This is a genomic window from Tepidimonas sp. HKU78, from assembly GCF_049860815.1.
GTDB lineage: Bacteria > Pseudomonadota > Gammaproteobacteria > Burkholderiales > Burkholderiaceae_C > Tepidimonas.
In genome coordinates this window covers 218,014-243,116 of the sequence record NZ_CP187547.1, presented here as the reverse complement: position 1 = coordinate 243,116, position 25,103 = coordinate 218,014, and the positions used below count along the sequence as shown (strand labels likewise).

Here is a 25,103-nt window from a genome sequence, read left to right as displayed (position 1 = left end):
CCGCCATGTTCATGACCCCCTTGAGCTCGAGCGCGATCGACGCCTACAACGCGCGCGGCGGCGCGCAGGCCGACTCGATGGACCCGAAGGCCGCGCAGGAGCGCTTCCTCAAGTTGTTCGTCGCGCAGCTCAACAACCAAGACCCGCTCAACCCGCTGGACAACGCGCAGATGACCACCCAAATGGCGCAGATCAACCAGGTGGTCGGTCTGCAGCAGGTCAACGAAACCCTCAAAGGGCTGGCGGCGCAGTTCAACATGGTCGGCTCCATCCAGGGCGCGCAACTGGTGGGCCGTCAGGTGGCCAGCGAGGGCAACGGCCTGGTCGTCAGCGACGGGGTGGCGCGCGGCGCCTTCACGCTGTCCGGCCCGGCCGACAACGTCACCGTCGAGATCCTGGGCGCGGCGGGCGAGGTGCTGGGCACCACCGCCCTCGGGGGGCGCGGCGCGGGGCTGCAGACCTTCGAGTGGCCCCTGGGCGACGTGGAGGCCGACCGGGTGCGCAGCCTGCGCGTGGTCGCCACCCAAGGTGGCCAGGCGGTGTCGGCCACCCCGCTGGCGCTGCACCGCGTGCAGTCGGTCGGTCTGGTCGAGGGCAACCTGCGCCTGCGTACCGATGGCGGGACGCTGGGCTACGACCAAATCCTTGCCTTCCTTTGAATCGCCGTTTTTTCTTTCGATTACCCGCAGGAGCACACCATGAGCTTTGGCACCGGACTCTCAGGCCTGAACGCTGCCAGCAAAAACCTCGACGTCATCGGCCACAACATCGCCAACGCCAATACCACGGGCATGAAGGCCGGGCGCGCCGAGTTCGCCGAGATGTACGCCGCCTCGCTGGGTGCGGCGGGCGGCAGCAACGGCGGGATCGGCGTGAGCGTGGCCACCGTCGCCCAGATGTTCACGCAGGGCAATATCAAGATCACCGGCAACAACCTGGACATGGCGATCAATGGCGAGGGGTTTTTCTCGGTCGAGCTGACCGATGGCTCGATCGCCTACACCCGCAATGGCGAGTTCAAGCTCGACCGCGACGGCAACATCATCACCAACAACGGCGCCAAGTTGCTGGGTTATGCCACCGACACGACCGGTCGGCCCACTTCCGTCGAACCCGTGCCGCTCAATCTGCCCACCGGGAAGAATATCGACCCCAAGGAATCGACCGAGCTCAAGCTCACCATGAACCTGGACGCGCGGGCCGAGGTCGATACGGTCGGCGCGCCGCTGACGCCCGAGAACAAGCAGTACGGCACTTCCCTCAATCTGTACGACACACTGGGTAATGCGGTTCCGGTGCAGATCTACTTCATCAAGACGGCGGCCAATGCATGGGACGCCGTGTCGGTCTACCAGCCGGTCGATCCGCCTGGTCCGGCCGTCGAAACCAATCTCGGAACGATCAACTTCAATCCGACGACTGGGCGTCCCAACCTACCGCTTTCGCTGACGAATATCCAGGTGGCTACCGATGCCATCGCCCCCGGCTTGCCGGCGGACGATATCGATGTCGCGTTGAATTTCGGCGATCCGGCCAACCCCGCGCTGGCCACCGTCACCCAGTTTGGCTCCAAATTCGCCGTCTATGAGGTGTCCCAGGACGGCTACCCTTCGGGTGAGCTGACGTCGATCGCCGTCGGAGAGGACGGCGTGATCACGGCCCGCTACTCCAACGGGGTCAGTCAGGCCAACGGGCAAGTCATGCTGACCCGGTTTCGCAATGTGCAGGGGTTGCAGCCGATCAATGGCGGCTACTGGCAAAAAACGCAGGCGTCCGGAGACCCCATCATTGGCCAGCCGTTGTCGGGCCGATTTGGCCTGATCCGTTCCGGCGCGCTCGAAGAATCCAACGTCGACCTGACGCAGGAGCTCGTGAATATGATCGTCGCGCAGCGCCACTACCAGGCCAACGCGCAGACCATCAAAACACAGGACCAGGTGCAGCAAACGCTGGTCAACTTGCGTTGATCAGTGCCCGAAACCCGCGGAGCGTGAATCATGGACCGCATTCTCTACACTGCCGCGTCCGGGGCCAAGGCCGCCATGCACCGGCACCAGGTCATCGCGCACAACCTGGCCAACGTCACCACGACCGGGTTTCGGGCCGAGCTGTCCACCTTTCGTGCCGTGCCGCTGCGCGGCGAGGGCGCCACGACGCGCGTGCACGCGCTGGAGGCTACCGCCGGGTATTTGGACAAGCCGGGCGCGATGCAGCACACCGGGCGGCCGTTGGACGTGGCGGCGGAAGGCAACGCCTTCTTTGCCATCCAGGCGCTGGATGGCACTGAAGCCTACACCCGCGCCGGCGCGCTGCAAGTCAATGCCCAAGGCACGCTGGTTGGCTTCAACGGCTTACCCATGCTGGACGCGGGCGGTGCGCCGATCCAGGTGCCACCGGGTGCCCAGGTCGGCATCGGGCGCGACGGCACGGTCAGCGCCAAGGTGGGCAACGAAGCCCCGCAGGTGATCGGCCGCCTCAAGCTGGTGACGCCGCCCGAGGGGCAGCGCTTGGTGCGGGGCAATGACGGGCTGTTTCGCGCCCCTGATGGGCAGCCGCTGCCGGCCGACGACGCGGCCCAGCTCGCCGACGGCATGTTGGAGGGCTCCAACGTGGACCCGATCGCGGCGATGGTGGACATGATCGCCGCCACCCGCCAGTACGAGCTGCAGATGCGCATGCTGCAAAACGCCGAGAAGAATGACCAGACCGCCGCCCAGTTGCTGGGGTTGCAGGGCGGCTAACGGAGAACCGACATGATCAATTCGCTGCAGATCGCCAAGACCGGCATGACGGCCCAGCAGACCCAGCTCGACGTCATCTCGCACAACCTGGCCAACGTCGCCACCGCCGGCTTCAAGCGCGGCACCGCGCTGTTCGAGGACCTGATCTACCAAAACCTGCGTCAGGTAGGCGGCAATACCGCCGACAACGCCCAGCTGCCCACCGGCCTGCACATCGGTCTGGGCGTGCGCACCGTCGCCACCGCCCGTACCTACAGCCAGGGCAACCTGCAGCAGACCGACAACAACCTGGACGTCGCCATCAACGGCAACGGTTTTTTCCGGATTCAGTTGCCCGACGGCAGCGTGGCCTACACGCGCGATGGCAGCTTCAAGCTCAACAACCAGGGGCAAATCGTCACCAACCAGGGCTACCTGCTGGTGGACTCGCCCACCGTGCCCGAAAACGCTCGCTCGCTGACCATCGGCAAGGATGGCCAAATTACCGTGTTGGTGCCGGGGCAGGCCCAGCCGCAGGTCATCGGGCAGATCACGCTGGCCAACTTCATCAATCCCGCCGGGCTGGAGCCCATGGGGCAAAACCTGTTCATGGAATCCCAGGCGTCGGGGGCTCCCAACGAGGGCACGCCGGGTGCCGAGGGCTTCGGGCAGGTGATGCAGGGGTTTTTGGAGAGCTCCAACGTCAACGTGGTGCAGGAGCTAGTCAACATGATCCAGACGCAGCGCGCCTACGAGCTTAACTCCAAGGCCGTGACTACCTCCGACCAAATGTTGCAGCGGCTCACGCAGCTGTGATGTCGGGCCTCTGTGCAGGAGCATGATCATGATCGCGCGCTACGGATCGAGCTTCGTATCGGTACTGGCGGCCTGGACGCTGGGCGGCTGTGCCGCCCTGTCGCAAATCCCAGATGTCGACTTGGCCAAACCGCCCGAGGATGGCATTCGCTACCCACGCGTGGCCGCCGATCCGGCGCAGCCGCCCAGCGGGTCGCTGTACGCCACGCAGGCCTATCGCCCCGGATTCGAAGACCACCGCGCGCGCCTGCCTGGCGACGTTGTGACGATCCAGATCACCGAGTCGCTCTCGGCCAGCCAGAGTGCCAAGACCGACGTCAAGCGCGACAGCGGCCTGAGCGCGGGCGTGAGCGCGTTTCCATTTCTGGGGGCATCCACACTGGCAGACTTGAACGCCGGTGCGAAGTCCAGCAACACCTTCAAGGGCGACGGCAAGACGGAGGCGGTCAATACCTTCCGCGGCACCATCACCGCCGTCGTCACCGAGGTACTACCCAACGGACACCTGGTCGTTATCGGCGAGAAGCAGATCGGCGTCAACCAGGCGGTGGACGTGCTGCAGTTCAGCGGGACGGTGGACCCGCGCGCCATCCAGCCCGGCAACGTGGTGCCTTCGACCCAGGTGGCCAACGTGCGCGTGCTCTCGCGCGGGCGGGGCGCGCCGGCCGATGCGCAGACATTTGGCTGGTTGGCGCGCTTCTTTTTGACGCTTTTGCCGTTCTAAAGTTTTTCGACAATCGGTTCACGAGGTGACGAGCGATGAACCGATGGACCCGACTCTTGCGCACCGCCGCCGTGGCGACAGGCCTGGCGGTGGCGGCGCTCACGGTCAGTGCCCAGGCCAGCGGCCGCATCAAGGACGTGGCCAGCGTGCAGGGCGTGCGCAGCAATCAGCTCGTGGGCTATGGCCTGGTCGTGGGGCTGGACGGCACGGGCGACGGCAACAACGTCTATACCGCGCGCAGCCTGTCCAACTTCATGCAGCAAATGGGCATCAGCCTGCCGCCGGGCACCACGGTGCAGCCGAAAAACGTGGCCGCGGTGCTGGTGACGGCTGAATTGCCCGCGTTTGCCCGGCCAGGGCAGACGATCGATGTCACCGTGTCGTCGGTGGGCAGCGCCAAATCGCTGCGCGGCGGCACGCTGATCCAGACCCCGCTGCGCGGCGCCGACGGCCAAGTCTATGCCCTGGCGCAGGGCAATCTGGTGATCGCCGGGGCGGGTGCCTCGGCTGGCGGCAGCAGCGTCACCGTCAACCACCTCAACGCCGGACGCATCCCCAATGGCGCGCTGGTGGAGCGCACCGTGCCCACGCCGCTGTTGCTAGGCGACGCGGTGACGCTGAGCATCCGCTCCGACGATTTTCAGACTGCTACACGGGTGGCAGCGGCCATCAACCGCGCCATCGGCGACGGCACGGCGCAAGCGCTGGACGGGCGCACGGTACAGGTGCGCGCCCCGCGTGACCCCAACGAGCGCGTGGCGTTTTTGGCCAGCCTGGAGGACTTGCCCATCGAGACCAGTGCGCCGCGCGCGCGCGTGGTGTTCAACCCGCGCACCGGTTCGGTGGTCCTCAATCAAGCGGTCAAACTGTCGCCAGCCGCCATTGCGCACGGCAATCTGTCCATCACCATCACGTCCACGCCGCAGGTCAGCCAGCCGCCGCCGTTTGCCCCGCCGGGCGCGCAGACGGTGGTGACCGAGAAGGCCGACATCCAAGTCCAGCAAGAAGGCGGCAAGTTGCTAGAAGTAGAGGCCTCGGCGCAACTGGCGGACGTGGTGCGCGCGCTCAACAAACTGGGCGCCAACCCGCAGGACTTGCTGGCTATCCTGCAAGCGCTCAAGGCCGCCGGCGCCTTACAGGCTGAGTTGGAGGTGCTCTGATATGGCGCTGCAACCCTTGTCCCCGACGGCTGTGCCCGCGAGCGCGGCGCGCGGGCTGGCGGTCGATGCGCAGGCACTCGACGGTCTGCGCCACGCGGCGGGCCGCGATCCGCAGGCGGCGCTCAAAGAGACCGCTCGTCAGTTCGAGGCGCTGTTCATGCGCGAGCTGCTCAAGTCCATGCGCGAAGCGACGATGAAAAGCGGTCTGGTGGACAACGAGGGCACGGAAATGGGTACCGAGCTGCTCGACGAGCAGTTGGCGCTGAAAATGACGGGCCTGCCCGGGGGCTTGAGCGAGATGATCGAGCGCCAGCTGCGTCAGCAGATGAGTGCGGGGCGCGATTCCAGCCCGCGCGGCGCCGCGGCGCAGGCACCTGCCGTTTCCTCCTCCGCAGCGGCCGACGTTGACGGGGTCGCAGGGGCGGTGCCGCGCCCCACGCCGACTCAGGCCGCGTTCGTTGCCCGCCACCGCGAGGCGGCCCTGCAAGTGGCGCGCGAAACGGGCATCCCGGCGGCGTTCATGATCGGGCAGGCGGCGCACGAAACAGGTTGGGGGCGCAGCGAAATCCGCATGGCCGACGGACGCAACGCGCACAACCTGTTTGGCATCAAGGCTGGCCCCGGCTGGCAGGGCAAGGTGGCGGAGGTCACCACCACCGAATACATCGACGGCCAGCCGCGTAAGTTGGTGCAGCGCTTTCGCGCCTACGACAGCTACGCCGAGGCGTTCCGTGACTACGCGCGCCTGATCAGCCAAAGTCCGCGCTATCAGGCGGTCATGCGCAACCTGCATTCGGCGCAAGCGTTTGCGCAGCATTTGCAGCAGGCCGGCTACGCCACCGACCCGCAGTACGCGGCCAAGCTCAGCCGCGTCATCAACACCACGCTGCACCTGCAGCGCGCCCTGGCCTGATGGGTAAGACGCCATGAGCAGCCTCAACATCGCCACCCGCGCGCTCACCACCAACCAGGCGGTGCTACAGGTCATTGGCCACAACATTGCCAATGCCAACACCGAGGGCTACACACGCCAGCGCGTCGAGCTGCAGGCGGTGGCCGGGCAGTTTCTCGGGGGGGCCTATTTTGGCAAGGGCGTGCAGATCGACAACGTGGTGCGCGAGGGCTACAACGCCTTTTTGACGCGCGAGGCCACCAGCACCAGCAGCATGGCGGCCGCAGACGCGGTACGCTACCGCTACCTGCAGTCGGTCGAAAGCCTTTTTCCGCTGGGCGAAGGCGGGTTGGGCAAACTGCTCAACGATGCGCTCAACGCCTGGGGCGACGTCGCCAGCGCGCCCAATGACACCGCAGCCCGCCAGGTGGTGCTGGACCGCTTCGATGCGCTGACCGCACGGCTGCGTGATACCTCGGCGCGGCTCGACGACATCAGCCAGGGCGCGCGCCTGCAGGCGGTCGAGGAGGCCAATACCGTCAACCGCTTGGCGCAGGCGATCGCCGATATCAACGCCTCGATCGCACGGGTGCGCGGCACGGGCACCGGCCAGCCCAACGATCTGCTGGACCAGCGCGACCGCCTGATCGCCCAGCTGGGCGAAAAAATCCAGGTCACCACGCTCGAAGCCGACGACGGCACGGTGTCGGTGTTCGTGGCGGGCAGCCAGCCCCTGGTGCTGGGCAACCAGGCCGCGCAGCTGCAGGTGGTGCGTGCGGATCTCGACGGCGACCGGCGCGTGCAGTTGCAGTTCAAGCAAGGCAACAGCGTGGCCGACATCCCACAGGCGTTCATCGGGGGTGGCTCGCTCAAGGGGTTGGTGGACTTCATCAACGACGACATCACGCGCACCCAGGCCGAGCTGGGCCGGGTGGCACTGGCGATGGCGGTCGCGCTCAACGAGCAGCACCAAAACGGGCGGGATCTGCAAGGCAACTTGGGCACGCCACTGCTGTTGGGATCGGGGCCGTTCAGCGGCGTGGGCGCGGTCACCAACAGCGGCAGCGCGACCGTCACCGCCACCGTGGCCAACGTCAACGATGCGGGGGCGTTACGGCCAGACGACTACTGGTTGACGTTCGTCAGCGCCACCACCGTGACCATCCAGCGCTCCAGCGACGGCCACTACTGGGACGGCACGGGTTGGGTGCCCAGTGCAGCGAGTGCTGTCCCGGTCGGCCCCGGCGTGTTCGAAGGCTTGACGCTGACCCTTTCGGGCGGTACGGTGGGCGACCGCTACGCGCTGCGGCCAGCAGCCACGGCGCTGGGCACCATTGCGCTTGCCATCGACGATCCGGTCAAACTCGCCGCGGCGTCCAACCCGCCCGTGGGCAATGTCCAATTCGACGGCAGCAACGCCCGGGCCATCATGAAGCTGCGCGATAAACTGTTGTTCGACGGTGTTACGCCCTTGTCCGACGGCTATGTCGCGGCGTTTTCTCGGGTGGCCTCGCGGGTCAACCAGGCCAAGACGTCGAGTGAATTTTCGCAGGCGCAGGCGCGCGACGCCGAGCAGCGCCGCGCCAACGAGGCCGGCGTCAACCTGGACGAGGAGGCCGCTCGGCTGCTGCAATTCCAGCAGGCCTATCAGGCCAGCGCCAAATACTTGCAGACGGTGCAGTCTATCTTCGACACGCTGCTGAGCACCTTCCGCTAAAAACCGGGGTCCCATCATGAGCACGTTTCGTGTTGCCACCGCCTATAGCTACGACAACACCATCGCGCGCCTGCAACGGCGCCAGGCGGAACTGGCCGAGCAGCAGGACAAGCTCTCGTCGGGCAAGCGGGTGCGCACCATCAGCGACGACCCAGCGGCTGCGGCGCTGGCCGAGCGCGAGCAGGCGCGCATGCAGCGTGTGCAGGCCGACCAGCGCGCACTGGAGGCGTCGCGCCGCAGCCTCGAGCTGGCGGAGAGCACCTTGGCCACGGTCACCGACCTGTACCACCGTGCCAAAGAGCTTATCGTGCAGGGCGGCAACGGCGCGCTCAATGCCTCGGACCGGCAGGTGATCGCCGAGGAGCTCGACGGCATCCGCGAGCGTATCTTGGCGCTGGCCAATACCAAAGACACGCTTGGGCGGCCCCTGTTTATGGGGTTGGGCGTCGAGGACCCCCAGACGCGCCCGTTCGAGGCAGTCACCGGCGCGCCGCTGCCACTCTATGGCGCCGACGACCGGGCCGTACGGGCTTATGGCGTAGCGGGGCAAGAGCCACCCACCGAGACGTCGCTGCCCACCGGGCTGGATGGGCGGGTCATCTTTGGCTTTTCCTACGACGGCACCACCTATACCCAAGGTAACGACAGTATTTGGGAAACGCTGGACCGCGCCATCTACGCGCTGCGCAACAATACGCTGACCCCGGGCCAACTGAGCACCGAGCTGGGACAGGCCAATAGCAACTTGGCCACACGGCTCGACGCCGTGATGACCGCCCGGGCGCAGCTGGGCGACTGGCTCAACCGTGCGGACTCCATGAAAGCCGCCATGCGCAGCCGTGAGGACTACCACATCGAACAGGCGTCCGAACTGACGGACTTGGACATGGTGGAAGCCATCTCGCGCTTCCAGACGCAGCAGCTGGGCTACCAGGCTGGGCTGTCCTCCTACGCACAGGTGCAGCGACTGTCCCTGTTCCAGTACCTGGCCTAATGGGCTGACGGGGCTGGCGCGCCTTCGGCTACAGTGGCGGGGTGATGCGCCTGAGTCTGCTCGACCGAGCCGTTTTTACCTACCAACCCATCTGGGGCCGCAGCCGCCAGCTGGTCGGCGTGCGCCTGCACGTGCGGCTGCTGGATGACGAGGTCAACGTCCCGCACCTGCTGCACGCGATCGACGACTGGTGGTCGGCGGGGTCGCCGCGGCTGCTGGTGGCGTTGGCCGAGCCGCGCGCGGTGCGACAGGCGCTGGTGGCGTCGGCGCCCGAGCACCTGTGGATCGAGCTGCCGGATGCCGCCCAGCGCGCCCCTGCCGACTGGCGGCACCTGGAAAGCCAGGCGCGGCGCCTGGGCCACCGGCTGGTGCAGCGCCTGCCGCTGGCGCGCGCCCCACGCCCCACGCCGCTGGGCGAGGACGACAGCCTGCGCTACGTGCTACACCTGTGGCCCGAGCAGGCGTCGCAGGCGCTGGCTGTGGTTCCGGCCCCGACTATCGAGGCCGGCCTGCTGCCGGGGCAGATCTACGAGGGCATCGGTCAAGTCGCGCTGGCCGCGCACTGTCTGGATGCCGCGCACGCTTGGGGTGTGGTGGATTGGCCCATCGCCGACGCGCTGGCGCGCCACCCGCGGGGCTCCATCGGCATCGACAAAGGCACCCTGCTGCGCGTGCAGCAGGCGCTGCTGCGCGACGCCTCCACCGAGCGCGTGCTGGTCCTCATCCACAGCGACGCGGTGCTGACCTATCGCTTGCTGCAACTGCTCAACAGCGACGCGTTCGGCCGTGGCCGTGTGTTGCCGTCCGTGCGCCAGGCCATCGGGCTGTTGGGCGAGCGCCGCTTGCGTGATGCCTTGACGCGCTTGCTGGGGCTGGCCGTCGCCGACACCGAGCTGCTGCCGGCCCGCCACACGCTGGCGCTGCGGGCGCGCCTCATGGGGCAACTGATGGACGCCGGCGCACAACAAACCCTGGCCAACGACGTGCTGCTCACCGGGCTGTTTGCCACGTTGGACCAGTGGTTGCGCGTGCCGATGGCGCAGCTGGCCGAGCGCGTGCCGCTGTCCGATGCCGTGCGCGACGCCTTGGTCGAGGGCGCCGGCCCCTACGCACCCTACCTGTCGCTGGCGCAGCGCCTGGCCGACCCGGCACAGTCCCAGGCACTGCCGCTGCTGTGCCAAGAGGTGGGCTTTGCGCTCGAAACCGTCAACACCGCGCTGCTGCGTACGCTGGCGCAGGCGCGATCGTGGGGGTGAGTGGGTGGAGCACCAAAGGCCGAGGGGGCGCTCAACCCAAGGTCTCGGCCTCGAACCCCACCACGCGGCGGCTGTCCCGGCTGAACTCGATGCCCACCAAGTGGATGGGCACGCCCGCGGCGCGGTATTTGGCGGCGTAGTCTTTGGCTTTCAGTTGCGCGAGCGCCTTGCCTTCCGGTTCGAGCTCGACCACTTTGAACTCGAACAGGTAGATGCGCTCCGGGAGCTTCACCGTCAGATCGATGCGGCCCTGGCTCGTGACGTCTTCGGCGATCAAATCCAGCCCGAGCGCTGCGATGTGGCTGTAGAAGACGCTGGCCCAGTAGCCCTCGTACTGCGCGATGGGGTTGTTGCGGTACCAGTCGTGCGGGATGGCGGCAAAGAGCGCCTCGACATGGGCCTTGAGGGCCGATACATCGGCCGCGCGCAACAGGGCCAGCAGGTTCAAGCGGTGGGTAAACGCGCGCTGCGCGTCGAGCCCCAAGCCGGGCAGCAACGCGCTGTTGAGGCTGGTCATCACCTCGCGGTTGGGGTAGCCCAGCTCGTACAGGTGCTGGCCCGGCAGGTATTCCTGCACGCCATGAATCGTCAGGTAGCCCGTCTGAAACAACAGGGCCGTCGGCTCCATGACATCGACATCGAAAGCCGAGAGCAGCTCCAGGCTCGTGTGCTGGCGCGACAGTGCGGGGGAAAAGTAACCCCGCCGCGTCAACACGTGGATCAGAAACGTCGGTGTGCCCGTCTCGAACCAGTAGGGACGAAAGTCGCGCTTGTCAAACAGCAGCAACAAATCGAAAGGGTTGTAGACCGACTCACCCAGCCAGTTGTAGCCGTTGTACCAGCGGCGGATATCGTCGCGATCGAGCCCCTCGAGCTCCGGGGCGAAGACGGTATCGACGTCCGCTTCCGTGTAGCCACAGATGGCCGAGTAGGCCGCATCGACCGTGATGTCGTTGAGGTTGTTCAGGCCCGAGAAGATCGAGACCTTGCTGAACTTGGAAACCCCGGTCAGGAACGCGAACTGGATGTGGGCGTCCTGATCCTTGATGACGGAGTACAGGTTGCGCAAGCCCTCGCGCATGGCGCGGGCGACGTCGGGCTCGGTCAGGTTGTCCAGGATCGGTTTGTCGTATTCATCGACCAAGACGACGGCGCGCTGGCCGTGGCGCTTGACGGCCTGTTGAATCAGGTGGCGAAAGCGCAGGTGGTTGTCAGCGGCTGCGAGTATGTCTAGCCCCAAGCGTTGGGCGTTGGCGTCGAGCTCGTCGGCGATGTGGGCTTCCAACCCTTCGCGGCTGGCGAGCCGCCCCCCACCGAAGCTGATCCGAATGACGGGATGTTTCTTCCCCCAATCCCACTTGTCGTGGCAGTACAGCCCCCGAAAGAGGGGCTCGTTGCCCGCGAAGAGTTCAGCCAGCGTGTCCAAAAACAACGACTTGCCAAAGCGCCGCGGGCGGGAGAGGAAGTAATGCGAGCCGGATTCGATCAGCCGCAGCGCCAGCGGTGTTTTGTCGACGTAGTAGTAATCGTCGCCGCGAATCTTGGCGAAGGTCTGGATGCCGATGGGCAGCTTCTTGCGCTTCATGGCCCCAATTATGCTGGCCTGAGCGGCAGGGGCAGGTGGCATGGCTGGCTCCCCGACCTGGGCTCGAACCAGGGACCTACGGATTAACAGTCCGGCGCTCTACCGACTGAGCTATCGGGGATCGGCAAAGCCGGGATTATATCGAGAAATTCGCGTGGCTCTGACGCGTGCCGCGCACGTCACCGGCACGACAGCCAGGCATGGCACAGACGTGCGTGGCCTCGCACAATGGCGCATCGCCTGCCGCGAGTGGTCCCACCGATGGACGCCGGCGTATCTGGAGTAGGTATGGATCTGCGATTCACCCCCGAAGAGGTCGCGTTTCGCGATGAGGTGCGCGCGTTTTTGCGTGCCAACTTACCGCCCGAGCTGGCCACCAAGGTGCGCCAGGGGCTGCGCTTGACGCGCGACGACATGGCGCGCTGGCATGCGATTTTGCACGCGCGGGGCTGGTTGGCCAGCCACTGGCCGCGCGAGTGGGGTGGGCCGGGCTGGGGTCCGGTGCAGCGTTTCATCTTCGAAAACGAATGCGCGCTCGCGGGTGCGCCGCGCATCGTGCCGTTTGGCGTCAACATGCTGGGGCCGGTGCTGATCCGCTACGGGACCGAGGCCCAGAAGCGCCACTGGCTGCCGCGCATTCTGGACGGCAGTGACTGGTGGTGCCAGGGCTATTCCGAGCCGGGGGCGGGGTCGGATTTGGCATCGCTGCAGACGACCGCGGCGCGCGAGGGCGACCATTACATCGTCAACGGGCAAAAAACGTGGACCACGCTCGGGCACTACGCGAACCGCATGTTCTGTCTGGTGCGCACCGACCGCCAGGCCAAGCCGCAGGAGGGCATCAGCTTCTTGCTGCTGGATCTGGACAGCCCGGGCGTAGAGGTGCGGCCCATCCTGACGCTGGACGGCGAGCACGAGGTCAACGAGGTATTTCTGAGCAACGTGCGCGTGCCGCTGGATCGGCTGGTCGGCGCCGAAAACCAGGGCTGGACGATCGCCAAATACTTGCTGACCTACGAGCGCACCAACATCGCTGGTGTGGGGTTGTCGCTGGCCGCGCTGCAGCGGCTCAAGGTCATCGCGCGGGCGGTGCACAAGGGGGGCAGGCCCCTGATCGAAGACCCGCTGTTCGCGGCGCGCCTGGCGCGGGTCGAGATCGACTTGGATAACCTCCAGACCACCCAATTGCGGGTGCTGGCCGCAGTGGCTGGCGGTGGGGCGCCGGGGCCGGAGAGTTCGTTGCTCAAGATTTTGGGTACGCAGATCCGGCAGGAGATCCAGAGCCTCATGCGCCGCGCCGTCGGGGTGTATGCCCTGCCCTGGATCGACGAGGCGCTGACGCTGGAGGGGGCCGATCAGGCGGTCGGGCCGCCCGGGGCGGCCAGTGCCGCGACGCAATATTTCAACCTGCGCAAGCTGTCGATCTTCGGCGGCTCCAACGAGATTCAAAAAAACATCATCGCCAAGGCGGTGCTGGGGCTTTGACGGGGGTGCGACATGGATTTTTCGCTGACCGATGACCAGCGTATGCTGGCCGATTCGCTGCAACGCTACCTCGCGCAGCGCTATCTATCCTTTGGCACGTCGGCACGCCGCGTCCGCATCGCCGCTGGGGTACGACGCGCAGGTGTGGCGCGACTTGGTGGAGCTGGGCGCGGTGGCGGCGCTGTTGCCACCTGAGGTGGACGGGCTGGGCGGCGGGGGCTTCGACATCATGACGGTCTTTGAGTGCGTCGGGCGAGCCTTGGTGGTCGAGCCGTTGCTGGGTTCGCTGGTGGTGGGGCAGATGCTGGCCCACGCCGATGCGTCAGCGCTCAGAGACCCGCTGCTGGTGGATATCGCCCAGGGCGCGGTGGTGGCGCTGGCGCACCACGAGCCCGATGGGCCCGTCGAGCCGACCGCCATCGCCACCACGGCGCAGCGCGATGCCGGCGGCTGGGTGCTCGATGGCCACAAAGCCGTGGTGCCCCATGGCGGGCAGGCCAGCGGTTGGCTGGTCTCGGCGCGACTCGGTGGTGGGGCGCGGGACGCCGAGGGGCTGGCACTGTTTTGGGTGCCCCGCAGCGCGCCCGGCGTGACGGTGCGAGCCTATCGGCGCGTCGATGGTGGAGCCGCCGCTGATCTGGTGCTGTCGGCCGTGCCGCTGCCCATCGATGCGCGGGTGGTGGGGCCCGCGCACGCCGCGCCCGTGCTGGCCCACGGGCTGGCGTGTGGCACCCTGGCTTTGTGCGCCGAGGGGCTGGGTGCCATGGAGGCGGCCTTTGCCATGACGCGCGAGTATTTGCAAACGCGCCGTCAATTCGGGCGCCCCATCGGCAGCTTTCAAGCCCTGCAGCACCGGGCGGTGGATCTGTGGATGGCGGTGCAGCAAGCGCGCTCGGCCGTCATCAACGCGGCAGCCGCGCTCGATGATGGCGATACGCATGAACGCGACCGACGCATCGCTGCCGCGAAGGTCACCATCGGGCGCAGCGGGATTCAGTTGGCCGAGGAGAGCATCCAACTCCACGGTGGCATGGGCATGACCTGGGAGCTGCCGCTGGCGCACTACGCCAAACGCCTGGTCATGATCGACCACGAATACGGCGACGAAGATCACCACTTGGCGCGCTTCATGGCCCTCAGCCGCGAGCGTGAGGCGCGGGGGTGAGCGCACCGGTCCGAAGCGCCGGAAACCCGGCTGTCGTGGGACGATCCACCTGCCATGCGTATCGCCGCGACCCCGAAGTCAACCCGTTCGCGAGGGCGCTGGCGTTGGCCTGTGCCCTTGGGGGGCGGCGTCGCTGGCATGCATGGTATCGGGCGGAGCAACTGCCCGCGATCGTGGAACTGCTGCAACGATGGCAAGGACTGGCCACTGGCATGCCCGGCTGGATGCCGCGCAACGCCGCTGGTGCGCGTGCTGTGGGCGCGCACCTGGCGCTCGCCCGATCCCGAACTCGCCGCCTACCAGGATGCACTGTGGCGTGCAGGGTGCCGCTGGTTGGCCGATTGGCACGAGCGGCAGGCCACACCCGAGCAACGCGCCCGCGCCGTGTCCCGGTTGCAGGCGTATGAGCGCGAGGTCCGGGCCCTGTTGAACGACCGCGGTATCGATGACCGCGCGATCGGTGTCGCCAGCCGGCCATGAAAAAACCCGCTGAGGCGGAAACGTCCCCAGCGGGTTTTTTGCCGACTCGCCGGGGGCATCGCCCCCGCGAGTGGTCAGGATGTGATGTGCCGTGGTCGGCTGCTCACATGTCCATACCCATGCCGCCCATGCCGCCGCCAGCCGGCGCCGGGGTTTCGGCCTTGGGCGTTTCGGCAACCATGCACTCGGTGGTCAGCATCAGGCCAGCCACCGACGCCGCGTTTTGCAGCGCGGTGCGGGTCACCTTGGTCGGGTCCAGAATACCCATCTCGATCATGTCGCCATAGGTGTCGTTGGCGGCGTTGAAGCCGAAGTTGCCCTTGCCTTCGAGCACTTTGTTGATCACGACCGAGGGCTCGCCACCGGCGTTGGCCACGATCTCGCGCAGGGGCGCTTCGACGGCCTTCATCACCAGTTTGATACCCGCGTCTTGATCGGGGTTGGCGCCCTTGAGCTCACCCACGGCCTGACGGGCGCGCAGCAGCGCCACGCCACCGCCGGGCACGATGCCCTCTTCGACTGCGGCACGGGTGGCGTGCAGCGCGTCTTCGACACGGGCCTTCTTCTCCTTCATTTCGACCTCGGTGGCCGCCCCCACCTTGATCACCGCCACACCGCCGGCCAGCTTGGCCACGCGCTCTTGCAGCTTCTCGCGGTCGTAATCGCTGGTGGCTTCTTCGATCTGCACGCGGATCTGCTTGACGCGCGCCTCGATGTCCTCGGCCTTGCCCGCGCCGTCGATGATGGTGGTGTTTTCCTTGGCCACTTCGACGCGCTTGGCCTGACCCAGGTCAGCCAGCGTGACTTTCTCGAGCGTGAGGCCAACTTCTTCGGCGATGACCTTGCCGCCGGTCAGGATGGCGATGTCCTCCAGCATGGCCTTGCGGCGATCGCCGAAGCCCGGGGCCTTGACCGCGCACACCTTCAGGATGCCGCGGATGGTGTTGACCACCAGCGTGGCCAGCGCCTCGCCTTCGACGTCCTCGGCAATGATCAGCAGCGGACGGCCGGCCTTGGCCACTTGCTCCAGCGCGGGCAGCAGGTCGCGAATGTTGCTGATCTTCTTGTCGTGCAGCAGGACGTACGGGTTCTCCAGCACGCAGACCTGCTTGTCCGGGTTGTTGATGAAGTAGGGCGACAGATAGCCGCGGTCGAACTGCATGCCTTCGACGACATCCAGCTCGTTTTGCAGGCTCTTGCCGTCTTCGACGGTGATCACGCCTTCCTTGCCGACCTTGTCCATCGCATCGGCGATGATCTGGCCGATCGACTCGTCGCTGTTGGCCGAGATGGCGCCGACCTGGGCGATTTCCTTGCTGGTGGTGGTGGGCTTGCTGATCTTCTTGAGCTCGGCCACCAGCGCCTCGACGGCCTTGTCGATGCCGCGCTTGAGGTCCATCGGGTTCATGCCAGCGGCGACGTACTTCATGCCCTCACGCACGATGGCCTGGGCCAGCACGGTCGCGGTGGTGGTGCCGTCACCAGCGTTGTCGCTGGTCTTGGACGCCACTTCCTTGACCATCTGGGCGCCCATGTTCTGCAGCTTGTCCTTGAGCTCGATTTCCTTGGCGACCGACACACCGTCCTTGGTCACGGTGGGGGCGCCGAACGAGCGCTCGAGCACCACGTTGCGGCCCTTGGGGCCCAGGGTCACTTTGACGGCGTTGGCCAGGATGTTCACACCCTCGACCATGCGATGGCGCGCATCAGCGCCGAAAACCACGTCTTTGGCTGCCATAGTTCAGATTCCTTTGCAAATGAGTGAGTGATGGACGTCAGACCACGGGGGTCGGGATCACTTCTCGATGACGGCAAACAGGTCGTCTTCCTTCATGACCAGCAGCTCTTCGCCGTCGACCTTGACGGTTTGGCCGCTGTACTTGCCGAACAGCACGCGGTCACCGACCTTGACGCTCAGGGGCTTGGTCTCGCCCTTGTCGTTGGTCTTGCCGGGACCGACGGCCAGCACTTCGCCTTGATCGGGCTTCTCGGCCGCGTTGTCCGGGATCACGATGCCCGAGGCGGTCTTGGTCTCGTTTTCTAGACGCTTGACGATCACGCGATCGGCGAGAGGACGAAGTTTCATGCGATCTCCTGTCGAAAGGACGATGAGAGGAAGTAGAAGAGGAAGAGCGAGCGGCGGATGCCGTGTGTTAGCACTCACCGCTGACGAGTGCTAATGATAGGGCCTTGGCGACGTGTTTTCAAGGGGGGCTGCGCGGGGCAACAAAAAAGCCCGCACTCGGGCGGGCTTGGGAGCATTCTTGGTGGCGCTTCAGGGATTCGAACCCCGGACCTGCGGATTATGATTCCGTCGCTCTAACCGGCTGAGCTAAAGCGCCAACGAGGGCCGCATTATAGCGAAAAACCAACCGGCTGCCGTGGCCGTCAGCGGTGGCGGAACTGCGGCGTGCGCTTCTCCAGGAAGGCGGCCATGCCTTCTTTTTGGTCTTCGGTGGCGAACATGGCGTGGAACATGCGGCGCTCGAACGCCAAGCCGTCGGCCAGCGACCCCTCGAAGGCGCGGTTGATGGCTTCCTTGGCCGCCAGCACGGCCAGCCGGGGCATGGCCGCGATCGACAGCGCCATCGCCATCGCCTCGTCCATCAGCTTGTCCAGCGGCACGACGCGGCTCACCAGCCCGGCACGCTCGGCTTCAGCGGCATCCATCATGCGGCCCGTCAGCGCCAGCTCCATGGCCTTGGACTTGCCGATCGCGCGCGGCAGCCGCTGCGTGCCGCCGGCGCCCGGGATGACGCCGATCTTGACCTCGGGCTGGCCAAAGCGCGCGTTGTCGGCAGCGATGATGATGTCGCACATCATGGCGACCTCACAGCCGCCACCCAGGGCGAAGCCGGCGACGGCTGCGATGACCGGCTTGCGCACGTGGCGCAGCGCCTCCCAGTTGCGGGTGATGTACTCGCTGCCGTAGACGTCCGAGAAGGTGTAGCGCGCCATGGCGGCAATGTCGGCGCCGGCGGCGAAGGCCTTTTCGCTGCCGGTCAGCACGATGCAGCCGATGGCGTCGTCGGCGTCGAACGCCTTGAGCGCCTGGCCCAACTCGGTCATGAGCTGGTCGTTGAGCGCGTTGAGCTGCTTGGGCCGGTTGAGCGTGATGACGCCGACCGGGCCTTCGGTGTGGATCAGCAGGGTTTCGTAGGTGGGGGTGGTCTCGCTCATGTGGGAGTCCTCGGGACGGGGTGGCACAATGGAAAACGAAATCGAGATGGGGTGTGACGCAGCGACTGTAGCGCAAGCTGCCCGCCGTGCTTGCCCCCTAACCAGAGGAGACGATGGATGACCACGACGCTTGCCGAGACGCCCCCGGCCGACGAGATCCGCTTCGAGCGCCGCGGCGCGGTCGCGCTGCTCACGCTGAATCGCCCGCAGGCACTCAACAGCTTCACCCGTTCCATGCACCGCGCGTTTCAGCAGGCGCTGGCCGAGGTCGAGGCCGACCGCAGCCTGCGCGCGCTGGTGCTCACCGGCGCGGGGCGTGGCTTTTGCGCCGGGCTGGACTTATCGGAGCTGGACTTCACGCCTGGCCCCGAACAGATGGAGCGCGCCAACCCGGGGCCGGTGATCGACGAATGTTTCAATCCCAGCGCGCGCGCGCTGATGAACCTGCGCGTGCCGACGGTGGCCGCGGTCAACGGCGTGGCCGCAGGGGCGGGGGTGTCGCTGGCGCTGACCTGCGACCTCACGATTGCCGCGCCGCACGCCAGCTTCGTACAGGCGTTCAGCAAAATCGGGCTGATTCCGGATGCGGGGGGCAGTTGGCTGACCGTGGAGCGCCTGGGCTTGGCGCGTGCCATGGGTCTGGCCTTGCTGGGGGACAAGTTGTCCGCCCAGCAAGCCAAAGACTGGGGTTTGATTTGGGACGTGGCCGACGACCCGCTGGCGGCGGCGCTGGCGCTGGCCGAGCGGCTGGCGGCCATGCCCACGCGCGCGCTGGTGGCCACGCGCCATTTGCTGCGCGGCGCGCTGCAGCGCTCGTTCGAGCAGCAGCTCGAGGTCGAGCGCGACCTTCAGTCGGCGCTCGGTCGCACGCACGATTACGTGGAGGGTGTCACCGCTTTCTTGCAGAAGCGCGCGCCGCAGTTCCGCGGCGAGTAGGCCGCGCAGCGGCAGGCGGTCGCGTGCCCGGCCCCATGAGGGGGTGGCGGCTATCGGCGCCGGGCAGCAGCTGCACCGCCACGGCCGGTGGTGGCCAACTCAGCGTGCAGCGCAGCACGCGGCCATCGCGCACCACCCAGGCCGTCAGCGGCTCACCGGCGGTCAATCCGCGGGCGTGCAGCGCGACGTCGTCGAGCCGGCGCACGCGCCAGACCTCCCGGGCGCGCTCGACGGCCAGCCACTCGTCGCCGGCGGCCATGCCCGCCGCTTCGGCGGCACTGCCACGCAGCACGTTGCGCAGCCGCACGCCCTGGCTCTCGTCCACACGCACGCCCAGTTGCTGGGCGAGTGGGGCGGGTTCTTCCTGCCAGCGTATGCCGCCACGCTCCAGCAGTGGCCGCAGCGGCAGCTCGTCGGTGCCGTGGACCCAGGCGTCCAGTTCGGCGTCCAGGCGGCGTGCGGCCAGTTGGCGCAGCACGGTGCGCAGGTCAGCTTCGCGCATGGGGCCGCCGTCACAACGCTGCCACAGCGCGCGCATCACGTCGTCCAACGTGGCGCGGCCCTCGGCGCGCAGCGTCAGGTCCAGACACAGCGCCACCAGGGCCCCCTTGGTGTAGTAGCTGACGGTGGCGTTGGGTGTGTTTTCCTGCACGCGGTAGTATTTGATCCAGGCGTCCCAACTGGCCTGCGCCACGCTTTGCACGTGGCGGCCGGGGGTTTGCAGCACTTGGTTGATCGTCTTGGCCAGCAGCTGCAGGTGGGTCGGGGCGTCGATGAGGCCCGCGCGCAGCAGCAACAGGTCGTCGTAGTAGCTCGTGAAGCCTTCGAAAAACCACAGCAGCTCGGTGTGGTTTTCGCGGTCGTAGTCGTAGCGGGTGAACTCGCGCGGGCGCAGCCGCTTGACGTTCCAGGTGTGAAAGTATTCGTGGCTGATCAGTCCCAGTAGCGTGGTGTAGCCGTCGCTGGCGCGCAGCGCGGTCGAGGCAGGCTGATCGGGCAGCGGCTGCAGGGGCAGGTCGGTGCGTGCACACACCAACGCGGTGCTGTGGCGGTGTTCCAGGCCGCCGTAGCCGTCGTGCGTGGCCTGCAGCAGGAAAACGTAACGGTCGATGGGCGGAGTGCCGCGCGGGCCATGCCACAAAGTCATGGCGGCCTCGCAGATATGGGCGGTGTCGCGCAGCAGCCGCTCGCCGTCGAACCCGGCGGGTGCGCCGCTGACCACGAATCGGTGCGGTACGCCGCGCACCGTGAAGTCGCCGCACCAGAAGTCGCCCATCGCCACCGGGCTGTCGGCCAGTTCGTCGTAGCCGGCGGCCCAGTAGGGGCCGAACCCATCGCCCTCGGCCCAGCGCCAGCGGGCGGAGGCCGCGTGCCGGGTGCGGCCGCTGGGCAGCGGCCGCAGCGCCGTGGCCACGCGCCAGCCGCGTGTCCAGCGGTTGGGCCGCAGCGTCAGCGTGTGCGGCTCGTCTTCGCGGCCATGCACGCGCAGGCACAGGCTGGTGGGGTTGAAGAAGCCGCGCTGCGCGTCCAGGTACGCGGTGCGCACCGAGGGGTCGAAAGCATAGACCTCGGCCGTCAGCTCCAGCGTCGCTGCGCCGTCGTCCAACTCGGCCTGCCAGGTGTTTTTGTCCAGAGCGCGCAGGGCAACGGGCCGACCGTCCGCGGTGGCGCGCAGGGACAGCAGGTGTTGGGCGAATTCGCGCACCAAATAGCTGCCCGGGATCCACACCGGCAGGCTCACACGCTGGCACGGCGCGGGGTGGTCGACTACCAACGTCACACGCCACAGGTGGGCGTGGGCGTCGGCCACTTCCACCGTGTAGCGGAGGGCGGCTGCCGTGCGCGCGGCGTCGCGGCTCATTTGCCGGCAGCGCTGGCTTGCGCCAGCAGGGGTTCCAGGCGGTCCAGCCCCACCGCGCCGGGCACGCGCGTGCCGTTGGCCAGGATGGTGGTGGGCGTGCCGGTGATGCGGTATTTTTGCCCAAAGGCGAGATTGCGTTCCAGGGCCGTCGTGTCACACTTGGCGTCCGCCTTGGGCTCGGGGGGCACCACGCTGCGCTGCATCCAGTCGTCCCAAGCCTTGGCGCGGTCTTTGGCGCACCAGATGGCACGCGACTTTTGCTCGGAATCCTTGCCCAGCACCGGGTACAGAAAGGTGTGGATGGTGACGTTGTCGAGCTTGGCCAGGTCGCGCTCGAAGCGCTTGCAGAAGCCGCAGTTGGGGTCGGCAAAGACGGCCAGTTTGCGCTGGCCGTTGCCGCGCACGACCGTGAACGCGTCCTTGAGCGGCAGGTCGTCGAAGGCGATGGCGGTGAGCTTGTCCAGCCGCTCCTCGGTCAGGTTGACGCGGGCGCGGGTGTCGATGAGCACGCCCTGGATCAGGTAGTTGCCCTCGGCGTCGGTGTAGAGCAGGTCGGTGCCGTTGAGCCGGACCTCGAACAGACCGCGCATCGGGGTGGGGCGCACTTCGTCGATGCGGGGCAGGTTGGGCAGACGCTCGCTCAGGTTTTTGCGGATGAGGGCCTCGTTGGCGTGCGCGGCCGGGGCCAGCAGCGCGATGCCCAGCAGCCCGGCAGCCAAAACGGGGGGCGACGCAAGAGACGAAAGACGGATCATGTGGACGTTCTCGGAGGAGGGCGCGAATACTGGGCGCCGTTCAGGGGTGGGGGGCGACGGGTTGCCCCGCTGCCTGTTGGATGAACCAGCGTTTGATCGGTTCCAGCCGGTCCACCGCGCGCAGGCCCCAGCGGCGCAGCGTGGCCAGCCGCTCGTCGGGGTGGCCGAACAGGCCGTACAGCGTGTCGGTGGCCAGCAGCATGGCCGCCACGGGCGCGGCGCGTGCACGCTCGTAGCGCCGCAGCAGCCGCCAGTCACCCAGGGAGCGCCAGTACTCGCGCTCGCGCAGCACGCGCGCCAGCTCGGCCACGTCGCCCAGCCCGACGTTGAGGCCCTGCCCGGCCAATGGGTGCATGGCGTGGGCGGCGTCGCCTGCCAGCGCCAGGCCCGGGCGTACCCAAGGGCGGGCGATGGACAGCTCCAGCGCCCAGCCCGCGGGCTGGCCTTCGAGCTGCATCGCACCCAGCGCGCCGCCGCAGGCGTCTTGCACCGCCTGCGCCAGTGCCTCGGCGGGCCAGGCCAGCCGCTCGGCCGCACGCGCGTGCGGCACCGACCACACCAGGGCGACGGTGTGCCCCTGCGTCCCGTCCAGCGGCAGCAGCGCCAGGATCTCATCGTCGCGAAACCACTGCCGCGCCACGGCCCCGTGCGGGCGCTCGCAGCGCAGCCGGGCGGCGATCGCGGTGTGCGGATACGGGCGCGTGTCGTAGGCGAAGCCTTCGGCCGCGCGGGTGGCGCTGCGTCGGCCCTCGCAGATCACGGTCAACGCCGCGCGCGGCCGCTGGCTGCCGTCGCCGACGAGCCGCTCGATGCCCGGCTGATACGCCAGCGCCTGCGCCAGCGTCTCCTCCAGCACCGGCACGTCCACGATCCAGGCCAGTGGTGCGCCGCCGTCGGTGTCGAAGCGCACGGCCGCCGCTGCATCGGTAACGGGCACGAGCGGCGGCGCATCGGCGTCGGCCACCCACATGTGGTGCACTGGCGTGGCGGCGCGCTCGTCGGTCGGCCACGCGCGCACCGACTCGAGCAAAGCGCGCGAGGCGGCGTTGAGCGCGTAGGCTCGGATGTCGGGGGTGGCGCCGCCCGCTGGGGGCGCGCGCTCGACCAGCGCCACCCGCAGCCGCTCACGGGCCAGCAGCAGTGCCAGCGTGCGGCCGACGATGCCGCCCCCCAGGATCGCGACGTCATAGGTTTTGGTCATGGGGTCATTGTAGGCGCGCACTGCCGCTGCGTGCCGTCCGCGCCGACCTTGGGCACAATGGGGTTTGACCCTGTTTCGCGAGCCCCGCCGTCCCATGAATGCCGCCACCACCACCCTGCCGCTGACGCTGGAGCAAATCTGGATCTATCCGGTCAAGTCGTGCGCCGGGATTCGCCTGCGCACGGTCGAGCTGCTCGACACCGGCTTGGAGTGGGACCGCACCTGGATGGTGGTGGACGCGGACGGCGAGTTCGTCTCGCAACGCGAGCTGCCGCGCATGGCGCTGGTGCAGCCGCGGCTGCGCCTGGGGCGGCTGGAGCTGCGCGCGCCCGGCATGCTGTCCCTGCACGTGGCGCTGGATGCGGCCGAAGCGCCGTGCCGCGTGCGCGTCTGGGATGACACGGTGGACGCGTTCGACATGGGCGATGCTGCGGCACAGTGGTTCACGGATTTCCTGGGCGACGATCTGCCGCCCGGGATGGGGCCGCTGCGGCTGGTGCGCTTCGACCCCGACGAGCGGCGCCTGTCGTCCTACCGCTGGACGGGGGGCATCGAGGCGCCCAACACCTTCAGTGACGGCTACCCGCTGCTGGTGGTGTCGCAGGCGTCGCTGGACGATTTGAACGAGCGTCTGGCCGCGCGCGGCGAGCCGCCCGTGGGCATCGAGCGCCTGCGCGCCAATCTGGTGATCGGTGGCGTGTATCCGCATGACGAGGATCGCATCGAGCGCATCGATTTCTCGGCCGACGGCGTCCCGGTCGGCGCGCCGCTGGCGACGCTGCAACTCGTCAAGCCGTGTGCGCGCTGCAGCATCCCCGACGTCGATCCGGCCACCGGCGTGCCGGACGGGCGTCTGAGCCCGGTGCTGCACACCTACCGGCAGGATCGGCGGCTGATGGGCGCGGTCACCTTCGGCATGAACGCCATCGTGCGCCGGGGCGTCGGGCAGATGCTGCACGAAGGCATGCGTGCCAATGGCCACTGGGGGGCCTGGTGAAGCGGCGTCGCCGGTAGAATGCCACCCTTTGTCGGCGCCCAAGCGCCGTCCTGCCCGTCACCCTTTCGCTTTTTGCCATGAGCCTCCAATGCGGCATCGTGGGCCTGCCCAACGTTGGCAAGTCCACCCTGTTCAACGCCCTGACCAAAGCGGGCATCGCGGCCGAGAACTATCCGTTTTGCACCATCGAGCCCAACGTGGGCGTGGTCGAGGTGCCCGACCCGCGCCTGCAGCAGCTCGCCGCCATCGTCAAGCCCCAGCGTGTGGTGCCCGCGATCGTCGAATTCGTGGACATCGCGGGCTTGGTCGCCGGTGCCAGCCAGGGCGAGGGGCTGGGCAACCAGTTCCTGTCGCACATCCGGGAGACGGACGCCATCATCAACGTGGTACGCTGCTTCGATGACCCCAACATCGTGCACGTGGCCGGCCGGGTGGACCCGATCGCCGATATCGAGGTCATCCAAACCGAGCTGTGCCTGGCCGACCTGGGCACGGTGGACAAAGCCCTGCAGCGCTACCAAAAGGCCGCCAAGAGTGGCAACGACAAGGAGGCGGCCAAGATGGTGGCCGTGCTGGGCCGTGCGCGCGCCGTATTGGACGAAGGCCGCCCTGTGCGCGTGATGGACTTGACCGACGAAGAGCGGGCGCTGCTCAAGCCGCTGTGCCTGATCACGGCCAAACCCGCGATGTTCGTCGGCAATGTGGCCGAGGACGGCTTCGAGAACAACCCTTTCCTGGACCAGCTGCGCGACTATGCCCAGCGCCAGGGCGCGCCGGTGGTGGCCATCTGCGCCAAGATCGAGGCCGAGCTGGCCGACATGGACGACGCCGACCGCGCCGAGTTTTTGCGCGAGCTGGGGCTGCAGGAGCCGGGCCTGAACCGCCTCATCCGCGCGGCCTACCAGTTGTTAGGGCTGCAGACCTACTTCACCGCGGGCGAAAAAGAAGTGCGCGCCTGGACGATACCGATCGGCGCCACCGCCCCGCAGGCGGCGGGCGTGATCCACTCCGACTTCGAGCGCGGCTTCATCCGCGCGCAGACGATCGCCTTCGAGGATTTCATCCGCTTTCGGGGCGAGCAAGGCGCCAAGGAGGCGGGCAAGATGCGCGCCGAGGGCAAGGACTACGTCGTCCAAGACGGGGACGTGATCCACTTCCTCTTCAATGTCTGAGCCAGAT

General features: G+C 67.4%; 22 protein-coding genes, 2 tRNA genes and 1 pseudogene. 16 read left to right on the top strand and 9 right to left on the bottom strand.

Features of this window, described 5'->3' with window-relative positions; genetic code table 11:
- The first annotated feature begins 5 nt into the window (after positions 1-5).
- The 10 genes from ACPYIS_RS01240 to ACPYIS_RS01195 are packed head-to-tail and all read left to right on the top strand — an operon-like array spanning position 6 to position 10,279.
- Positions 6-659: a flagellar hook assembly protein FlgD gene (locus tag ACPYIS_RS01240; protein WP_424858696.1), complete on the top strand. Its 654-nt coding sequence runs from the start codon at positions 6-8 to the stop codon at positions 657-659.
- Positions 660-698: 39 nt separating this feature from the next.
- Entirely contained in the window at positions 699-1,967 is a 1,269-nt protein-coding gene (gene flgE / locus ACPYIS_RS01235; RefSeq protein WP_299018856.1) for a flagellar hook protein FlgE, read from the top strand.
- A 30-nt stretch (positions 1,968-1,997) separates the two neighbouring features.
- Positions 1,998-2,741, top strand: coding sequence for a flagellar basal-body rod protein FlgF (gene flgF / locus ACPYIS_RS01230; protein ID WP_299018854.1), 744 nt, complete (start codon positions 1,998-2,000; stop codon positions 2,739-2,741).
- A 12-nt stretch (positions 2,742-2,753) separates the two neighbouring features.
- The gene (gene flgG / locus ACPYIS_RS01225) at positions 2,754-3,536 is read left to right on the top strand and encodes a flagellar basal-body rod protein FlgG (protein WP_058615675.1); all 783 of its coding nucleotides are present in this window, start codon (positions 2,754-2,756) and stop codon (positions 3,534-3,536) included.
- A gap of 28 nt (positions 3,537-3,564) precedes the next feature.
- Complete coding sequence (locus tag ACPYIS_RS01220) at positions 3,565-4,260, top strand: flagellar basal body L-ring protein FlgH (RefSeq protein ID WP_201022714.1); 696 nt, start codon at positions 3,565-3,567, stop codon at positions 4,258-4,260.
- A 35-nt stretch (positions 4,261-4,295) separates the two neighbouring features.
- On the top strand, positions 4,296-5,420 hold the full coding sequence (locus tag ACPYIS_RS01215; RefSeq protein WP_058615677.1) for a flagellar basal body P-ring protein FlgI: 1,125 nt from the start codon (positions 4,296-4,298) through the stop codon (positions 5,418-5,420).
- A 1-nt stretch (position 5,421) separates the two neighbouring features.
- Positions 5,422-6,333, top strand: a complete 912-nt coding sequence (gene flgJ / locus ACPYIS_RS01210) for a flagellar assembly peptidoglycan hydrolase FlgJ (RefSeq protein WP_058615678.1) — start codon at positions 5,422-5,424, stop codon at positions 6,331-6,333.
- A gap of 13 nt (positions 6,334-6,346) precedes the next feature.
- On the top strand, positions 6,347-8,029 hold the full coding sequence (gene flgK / locus ACPYIS_RS01205; protein WP_299018851.1) for a flagellar hook-associated protein FlgK: 1,683 nt from the start codon (positions 6,347-6,349) through the stop codon (positions 8,027-8,029).
- Positions 8,030-8,045: 16 nt separating this feature from the next.
- Positions 8,046-9,023: a flagellar hook-associated protein FlgL gene (gene flgL / locus ACPYIS_RS01200; protein WP_299018850.1), complete on the top strand. Its 978-nt coding sequence runs from the start codon at positions 8,046-8,048 to the stop codon at positions 9,021-9,023.
- Positions 9,024-9,067: 44 nt separating this feature from the next.
- A complete protein-coding gene (locus ACPYIS_RS01195; RefSeq protein WP_424895200.1) occupies positions 9,068-10,279 on the top strand; it encodes an HDOD domain-containing protein in 1,212 nt (403 codons plus the stop codon).
- A 31-nt stretch (positions 10,280-10,310) separates the two neighbouring features.
- On the opposite strand, the gene ACPYIS_RS01190 is transcribed toward ACPYIS_RS01195, so the two are convergent.
- Together ACPYIS_RS01190 and ACPYIS_RS01185 are read right to left on the bottom strand one after the other, a co-directional pair.
- On the bottom strand, positions 10,311-11,864 hold the full coding sequence (locus tag ACPYIS_RS01190) for an ATP-binding protein (RefSeq protein WP_424858698.1): 1,554 nt from the start codon (positions 11,862-11,864) through the stop codon (positions 10,311-10,313).
- Between the two features lie 45 nt (positions 11,865-11,909).
- Positions 11,910-11,985, bottom strand: a tRNA-Asn gene (locus tag ACPYIS_RS01185).
- A 167-nt stretch (positions 11,986-12,152) separates the two neighbouring features.
- On the opposite strand from ACPYIS_RS01185, the gene ACPYIS_RS01180 reads away from it, so the two are divergent.
- The 3 genes and pseudogenes from ACPYIS_RS01180 (at position 12,153) to ACPYIS_RS01170 (ending at position 14,994) form a co-directional block, all read left to right on the top strand.
- Positions 12,153-13,349, top strand: coding sequence for an acyl-CoA dehydrogenase family protein (locus tag ACPYIS_RS01180; protein WP_424858699.1), 1,197 nt, complete (start codon positions 12,153-12,155; stop codon positions 13,347-13,349).
- A 12-nt stretch (positions 13,350-13,361) separates the two neighbouring features.
- Positions 13,362-14,514: pseudogene (locus ACPYIS_RS01175) on the top strand (acyl-CoA dehydrogenase family protein).
- 243 nt (positions 14,515-14,757) lie between these two features.
- Positions 14,758-14,994: a hypothetical protein gene (locus ACPYIS_RS01170; RefSeq protein WP_058615685.1), complete on the top strand. Its 237-nt coding sequence runs from the start codon at positions 14,758-14,760 to the stop codon at positions 14,992-14,994.
- 103 nt (positions 14,995-15,097) lie between these two features.
- On the opposite strand, the gene groL is transcribed toward ACPYIS_RS01170, so the two are convergent.
- The 4 genes from groL to ACPYIS_RS01150 form a co-directional block, all read right to left on the bottom strand.
- Complete coding sequence (gene groL / locus ACPYIS_RS01165) at positions 15,098-16,732, bottom strand: chaperonin GroEL (protein ID WP_299019547.1); 1,635 nt, start codon at positions 16,730-16,732, stop codon at positions 15,098-15,100.
- Between the two features lie 57 nt (positions 16,733-16,789).
- Positions 16,790-17,080: a co-chaperone GroES gene (groES, locus tag ACPYIS_RS01160; protein ID WP_043702757.1), complete on the bottom strand. Its 291-nt coding sequence runs from the start codon at positions 17,078-17,080 to the stop codon at positions 16,790-16,792.
- 179 nt (positions 17,081-17,259) lie between these two features.
- Positions 17,260-17,336, bottom strand: a tRNA-Met gene (locus ACPYIS_RS01155).
- Positions 17,337-17,382: 46 nt separating this feature from the next.
- A complete protein-coding gene (locus ACPYIS_RS01150; protein WP_299019551.1) occupies positions 17,383-18,174 on the bottom strand; it encodes an enoyl-CoA hydratase in 792 nt (263 codons plus the stop codon).
- Between the two features lie 117 nt (positions 18,175-18,291).
- On the opposite strand from ACPYIS_RS01150, the gene ACPYIS_RS01145 reads away from it, so the two are divergent.
- Positions 18,292-19,110, top strand: a complete 819-nt coding sequence (locus tag ACPYIS_RS01145) for an enoyl-CoA hydratase-related protein (protein ID WP_424858701.1) — start codon at positions 18,292-18,294, stop codon at positions 19,108-19,110.
- Here ACPYIS_RS01145 and ACPYIS_RS01140 read toward each other — a convergent pair.
- The 3 genes from ACPYIS_RS01140 to ACPYIS_RS01130 are packed head-to-tail and all read right to left on the bottom strand — an operon-like array spanning position 19,064 to position 22,927.
- On the bottom strand, positions 19,064-20,971 hold the full coding sequence (locus tag ACPYIS_RS01140; RefSeq protein ID WP_424858702.1) for a M61 family metallopeptidase: 1,908 nt from the start codon (positions 20,969-20,971) through the stop codon (positions 19,064-19,066). The two genes, ACPYIS_RS01145 and ACPYIS_RS01140, sit on opposite strands and share 47 nt — an antisense overlap.
- Complete coding sequence (locus ACPYIS_RS01135) at positions 20,968-21,726, bottom strand: DsbC family protein (protein WP_424858703.1); 759 nt, start codon at positions 21,724-21,726, stop codon at positions 20,968-20,970. Before ACPYIS_RS01135 ends, ACPYIS_RS01140 begins: the two co-directional genes overlap by 4 nt.
- A gap of 40 nt (positions 21,727-21,766) precedes the next feature.
- Positions 21,767-22,927, bottom strand: coding sequence for an FAD-dependent oxidoreductase (locus ACPYIS_RS01130; protein ID WP_424858704.1), 1,161 nt, complete (start codon positions 22,925-22,927; stop codon positions 21,767-21,769).
- A gap of 94 nt (positions 22,928-23,021) precedes the next feature.
- Between ACPYIS_RS01130 and ACPYIS_RS01125 the strand changes: the two genes are divergently transcribed.
- Together ACPYIS_RS01125 and ychF are read left to right on the top strand one after the other, a co-directional pair.
- Positions 23,022-23,924 (top strand): MOSC domain-containing protein, encoded by a 903-nt coding sequence (locus ACPYIS_RS01125; RefSeq protein ID WP_424858705.1) that lies wholly within the window; start codon positions 23,022-23,024, stop codon positions 23,922-23,924.
- Between the two features lie 77 nt (positions 23,925-24,001).
- Positions 24,002-25,096 carry a redox-regulated ATPase YchF gene (gene ychF, locus ACPYIS_RS01120; protein WP_299019560.1) on the top strand — a complete coding sequence of 365 codons (1,095 nt, stop codon included), beginning with the start codon at positions 24,002-24,004 and terminating at the stop codon, positions 25,094-25,096.
- Positions 25,097-25,103 lie beyond the last annotated feature (7 nt).

Bases quoted from the DNA above. Each gene is read 5' to 3' on its own strand.
- ACPYIS_RS01240 (WP_424858696.1), top strand. From the start codon at position 6: ATGTTCATGACCCCCTTGAGCTCGAGCGCGATCGACGCCTACAACGCG.
- ACPYIS_RS01190 (WP_424858698.1), bottom strand. From the start codon at position 11,864: ATGAAGCGCAAGAAGCTGCCCATCGGCATCCAGACCTTCGCCAAGATT.
- flgJ (WP_058615678.1), top strand. From the start codon at position 5,422: ATGGCGCTGCAACCCTTGTCCCCGACGGCTGTGCCCGCGAGCGCGGCG.
- ACPYIS_RS01195 (WP_424895200.1), top strand. From the start codon at position 9,068: ATGCGCCTGAGTCTGCTCGACCGAGCCGTTTTTACCTACCAACCCATC.
- ACPYIS_RS01220 (WP_201022714.1), top strand. From the start codon at position 3,565: ATGATCGCGCGCTACGGATCGAGCTTCGTATCGGTACTGGCGGCCTGG.
- flgE (WP_299018856.1), top strand. From the start codon at position 699: ATGAGCTTTGGCACCGGACTCTCAGGCCTGAACGCTGCCAGCAAAAAC.
- ACPYIS_RS01150 (WP_299019551.1), bottom strand. From the start codon at position 18,174: ATGAGCGAGACCACCCCCACCTACGAAACCCTGCTGATCCACACCGAA.
- ACPYIS_RS01135 (WP_424858703.1), bottom strand. From the start codon at position 21,726: ATGATCCGTCTTTCGTCTCTTGCGTCGCCCCCCGTTTTGGCTGCCGGG.
- flgK (WP_299018851.1), top strand. From the start codon at position 6,347: ATGAGCAGCCTCAACATCGCCACCCGCGCGCTCACCACCAACCAGGCG.
- flgL (WP_299018850.1), top strand. From the start codon at position 8,046: ATGAGCACGTTTCGTGTTGCCACCGCCTATAGCTACGACAACACCATC.
- ACPYIS_RS01140 (WP_424858702.1), bottom strand. From the start codon at position 20,971: ATGAGCCGCGACGCCGCGCGCACGGCAGCCGCCCTCCGCTACACGGTG.
- ACPYIS_RS01215 (WP_058615677.1), top strand. From the start codon at position 4,296: ATGAACCGATGGACCCGACTCTTGCGCACCGCCGCCGTGGCGACAGGC.
- groL (WP_299019547.1), bottom strand. From the start codon at position 16,732: ATGGCAGCCAAAGACGTGGTTTTCGGCGCTGATGCGCGCCATCGCATG.
- flgG (WP_058615675.1), top strand. From the start codon at position 2,754: ATGATCAATTCGCTGCAGATCGCCAAGACCGGCATGACGGCCCAGCAG.
- ACPYIS_RS01125 (WP_424858705.1), top strand. From the start codon at position 23,022: ATGAATGCCGCCACCACCACCCTGCCGCTGACGCTGGAGCAAATCTGG.
- ACPYIS_RS01130 (WP_424858704.1), bottom strand. From the start codon at position 22,927: ATGACCAAAACCTATGACGTCGCGATCCTGGGGGGCGGCATCGTCGGC.
- ychF (WP_299019560.1), top strand. From the start codon at position 24,002: ATGAGCCTCCAATGCGGCATCGTGGGCCTGCCCAACGTTGGCAAGTCC.
- flgF (WP_299018854.1), top strand. From the start codon at position 1,998: ATGGACCGCATTCTCTACACTGCCGCGTCCGGGGCCAAGGCCGCCATG.
- ACPYIS_RS01180 (WP_424858699.1), top strand. From the start codon at position 12,153: ATGGATCTGCGATTCACCCCCGAAGAGGTCGCGTTTCGCGATGAGGTG.
- ACPYIS_RS01145 (WP_424858701.1), top strand. From the start codon at position 18,292: ATGACCACGACGCTTGCCGAGACGCCCCCGGCCGACGAGATCCGCTTC.
- groES (WP_043702757.1), bottom strand. From the start codon at position 17,080: ATGAAACTTCGTCCTCTCGCCGATCGCGTGATCGTCAAGCGTCTAGAA.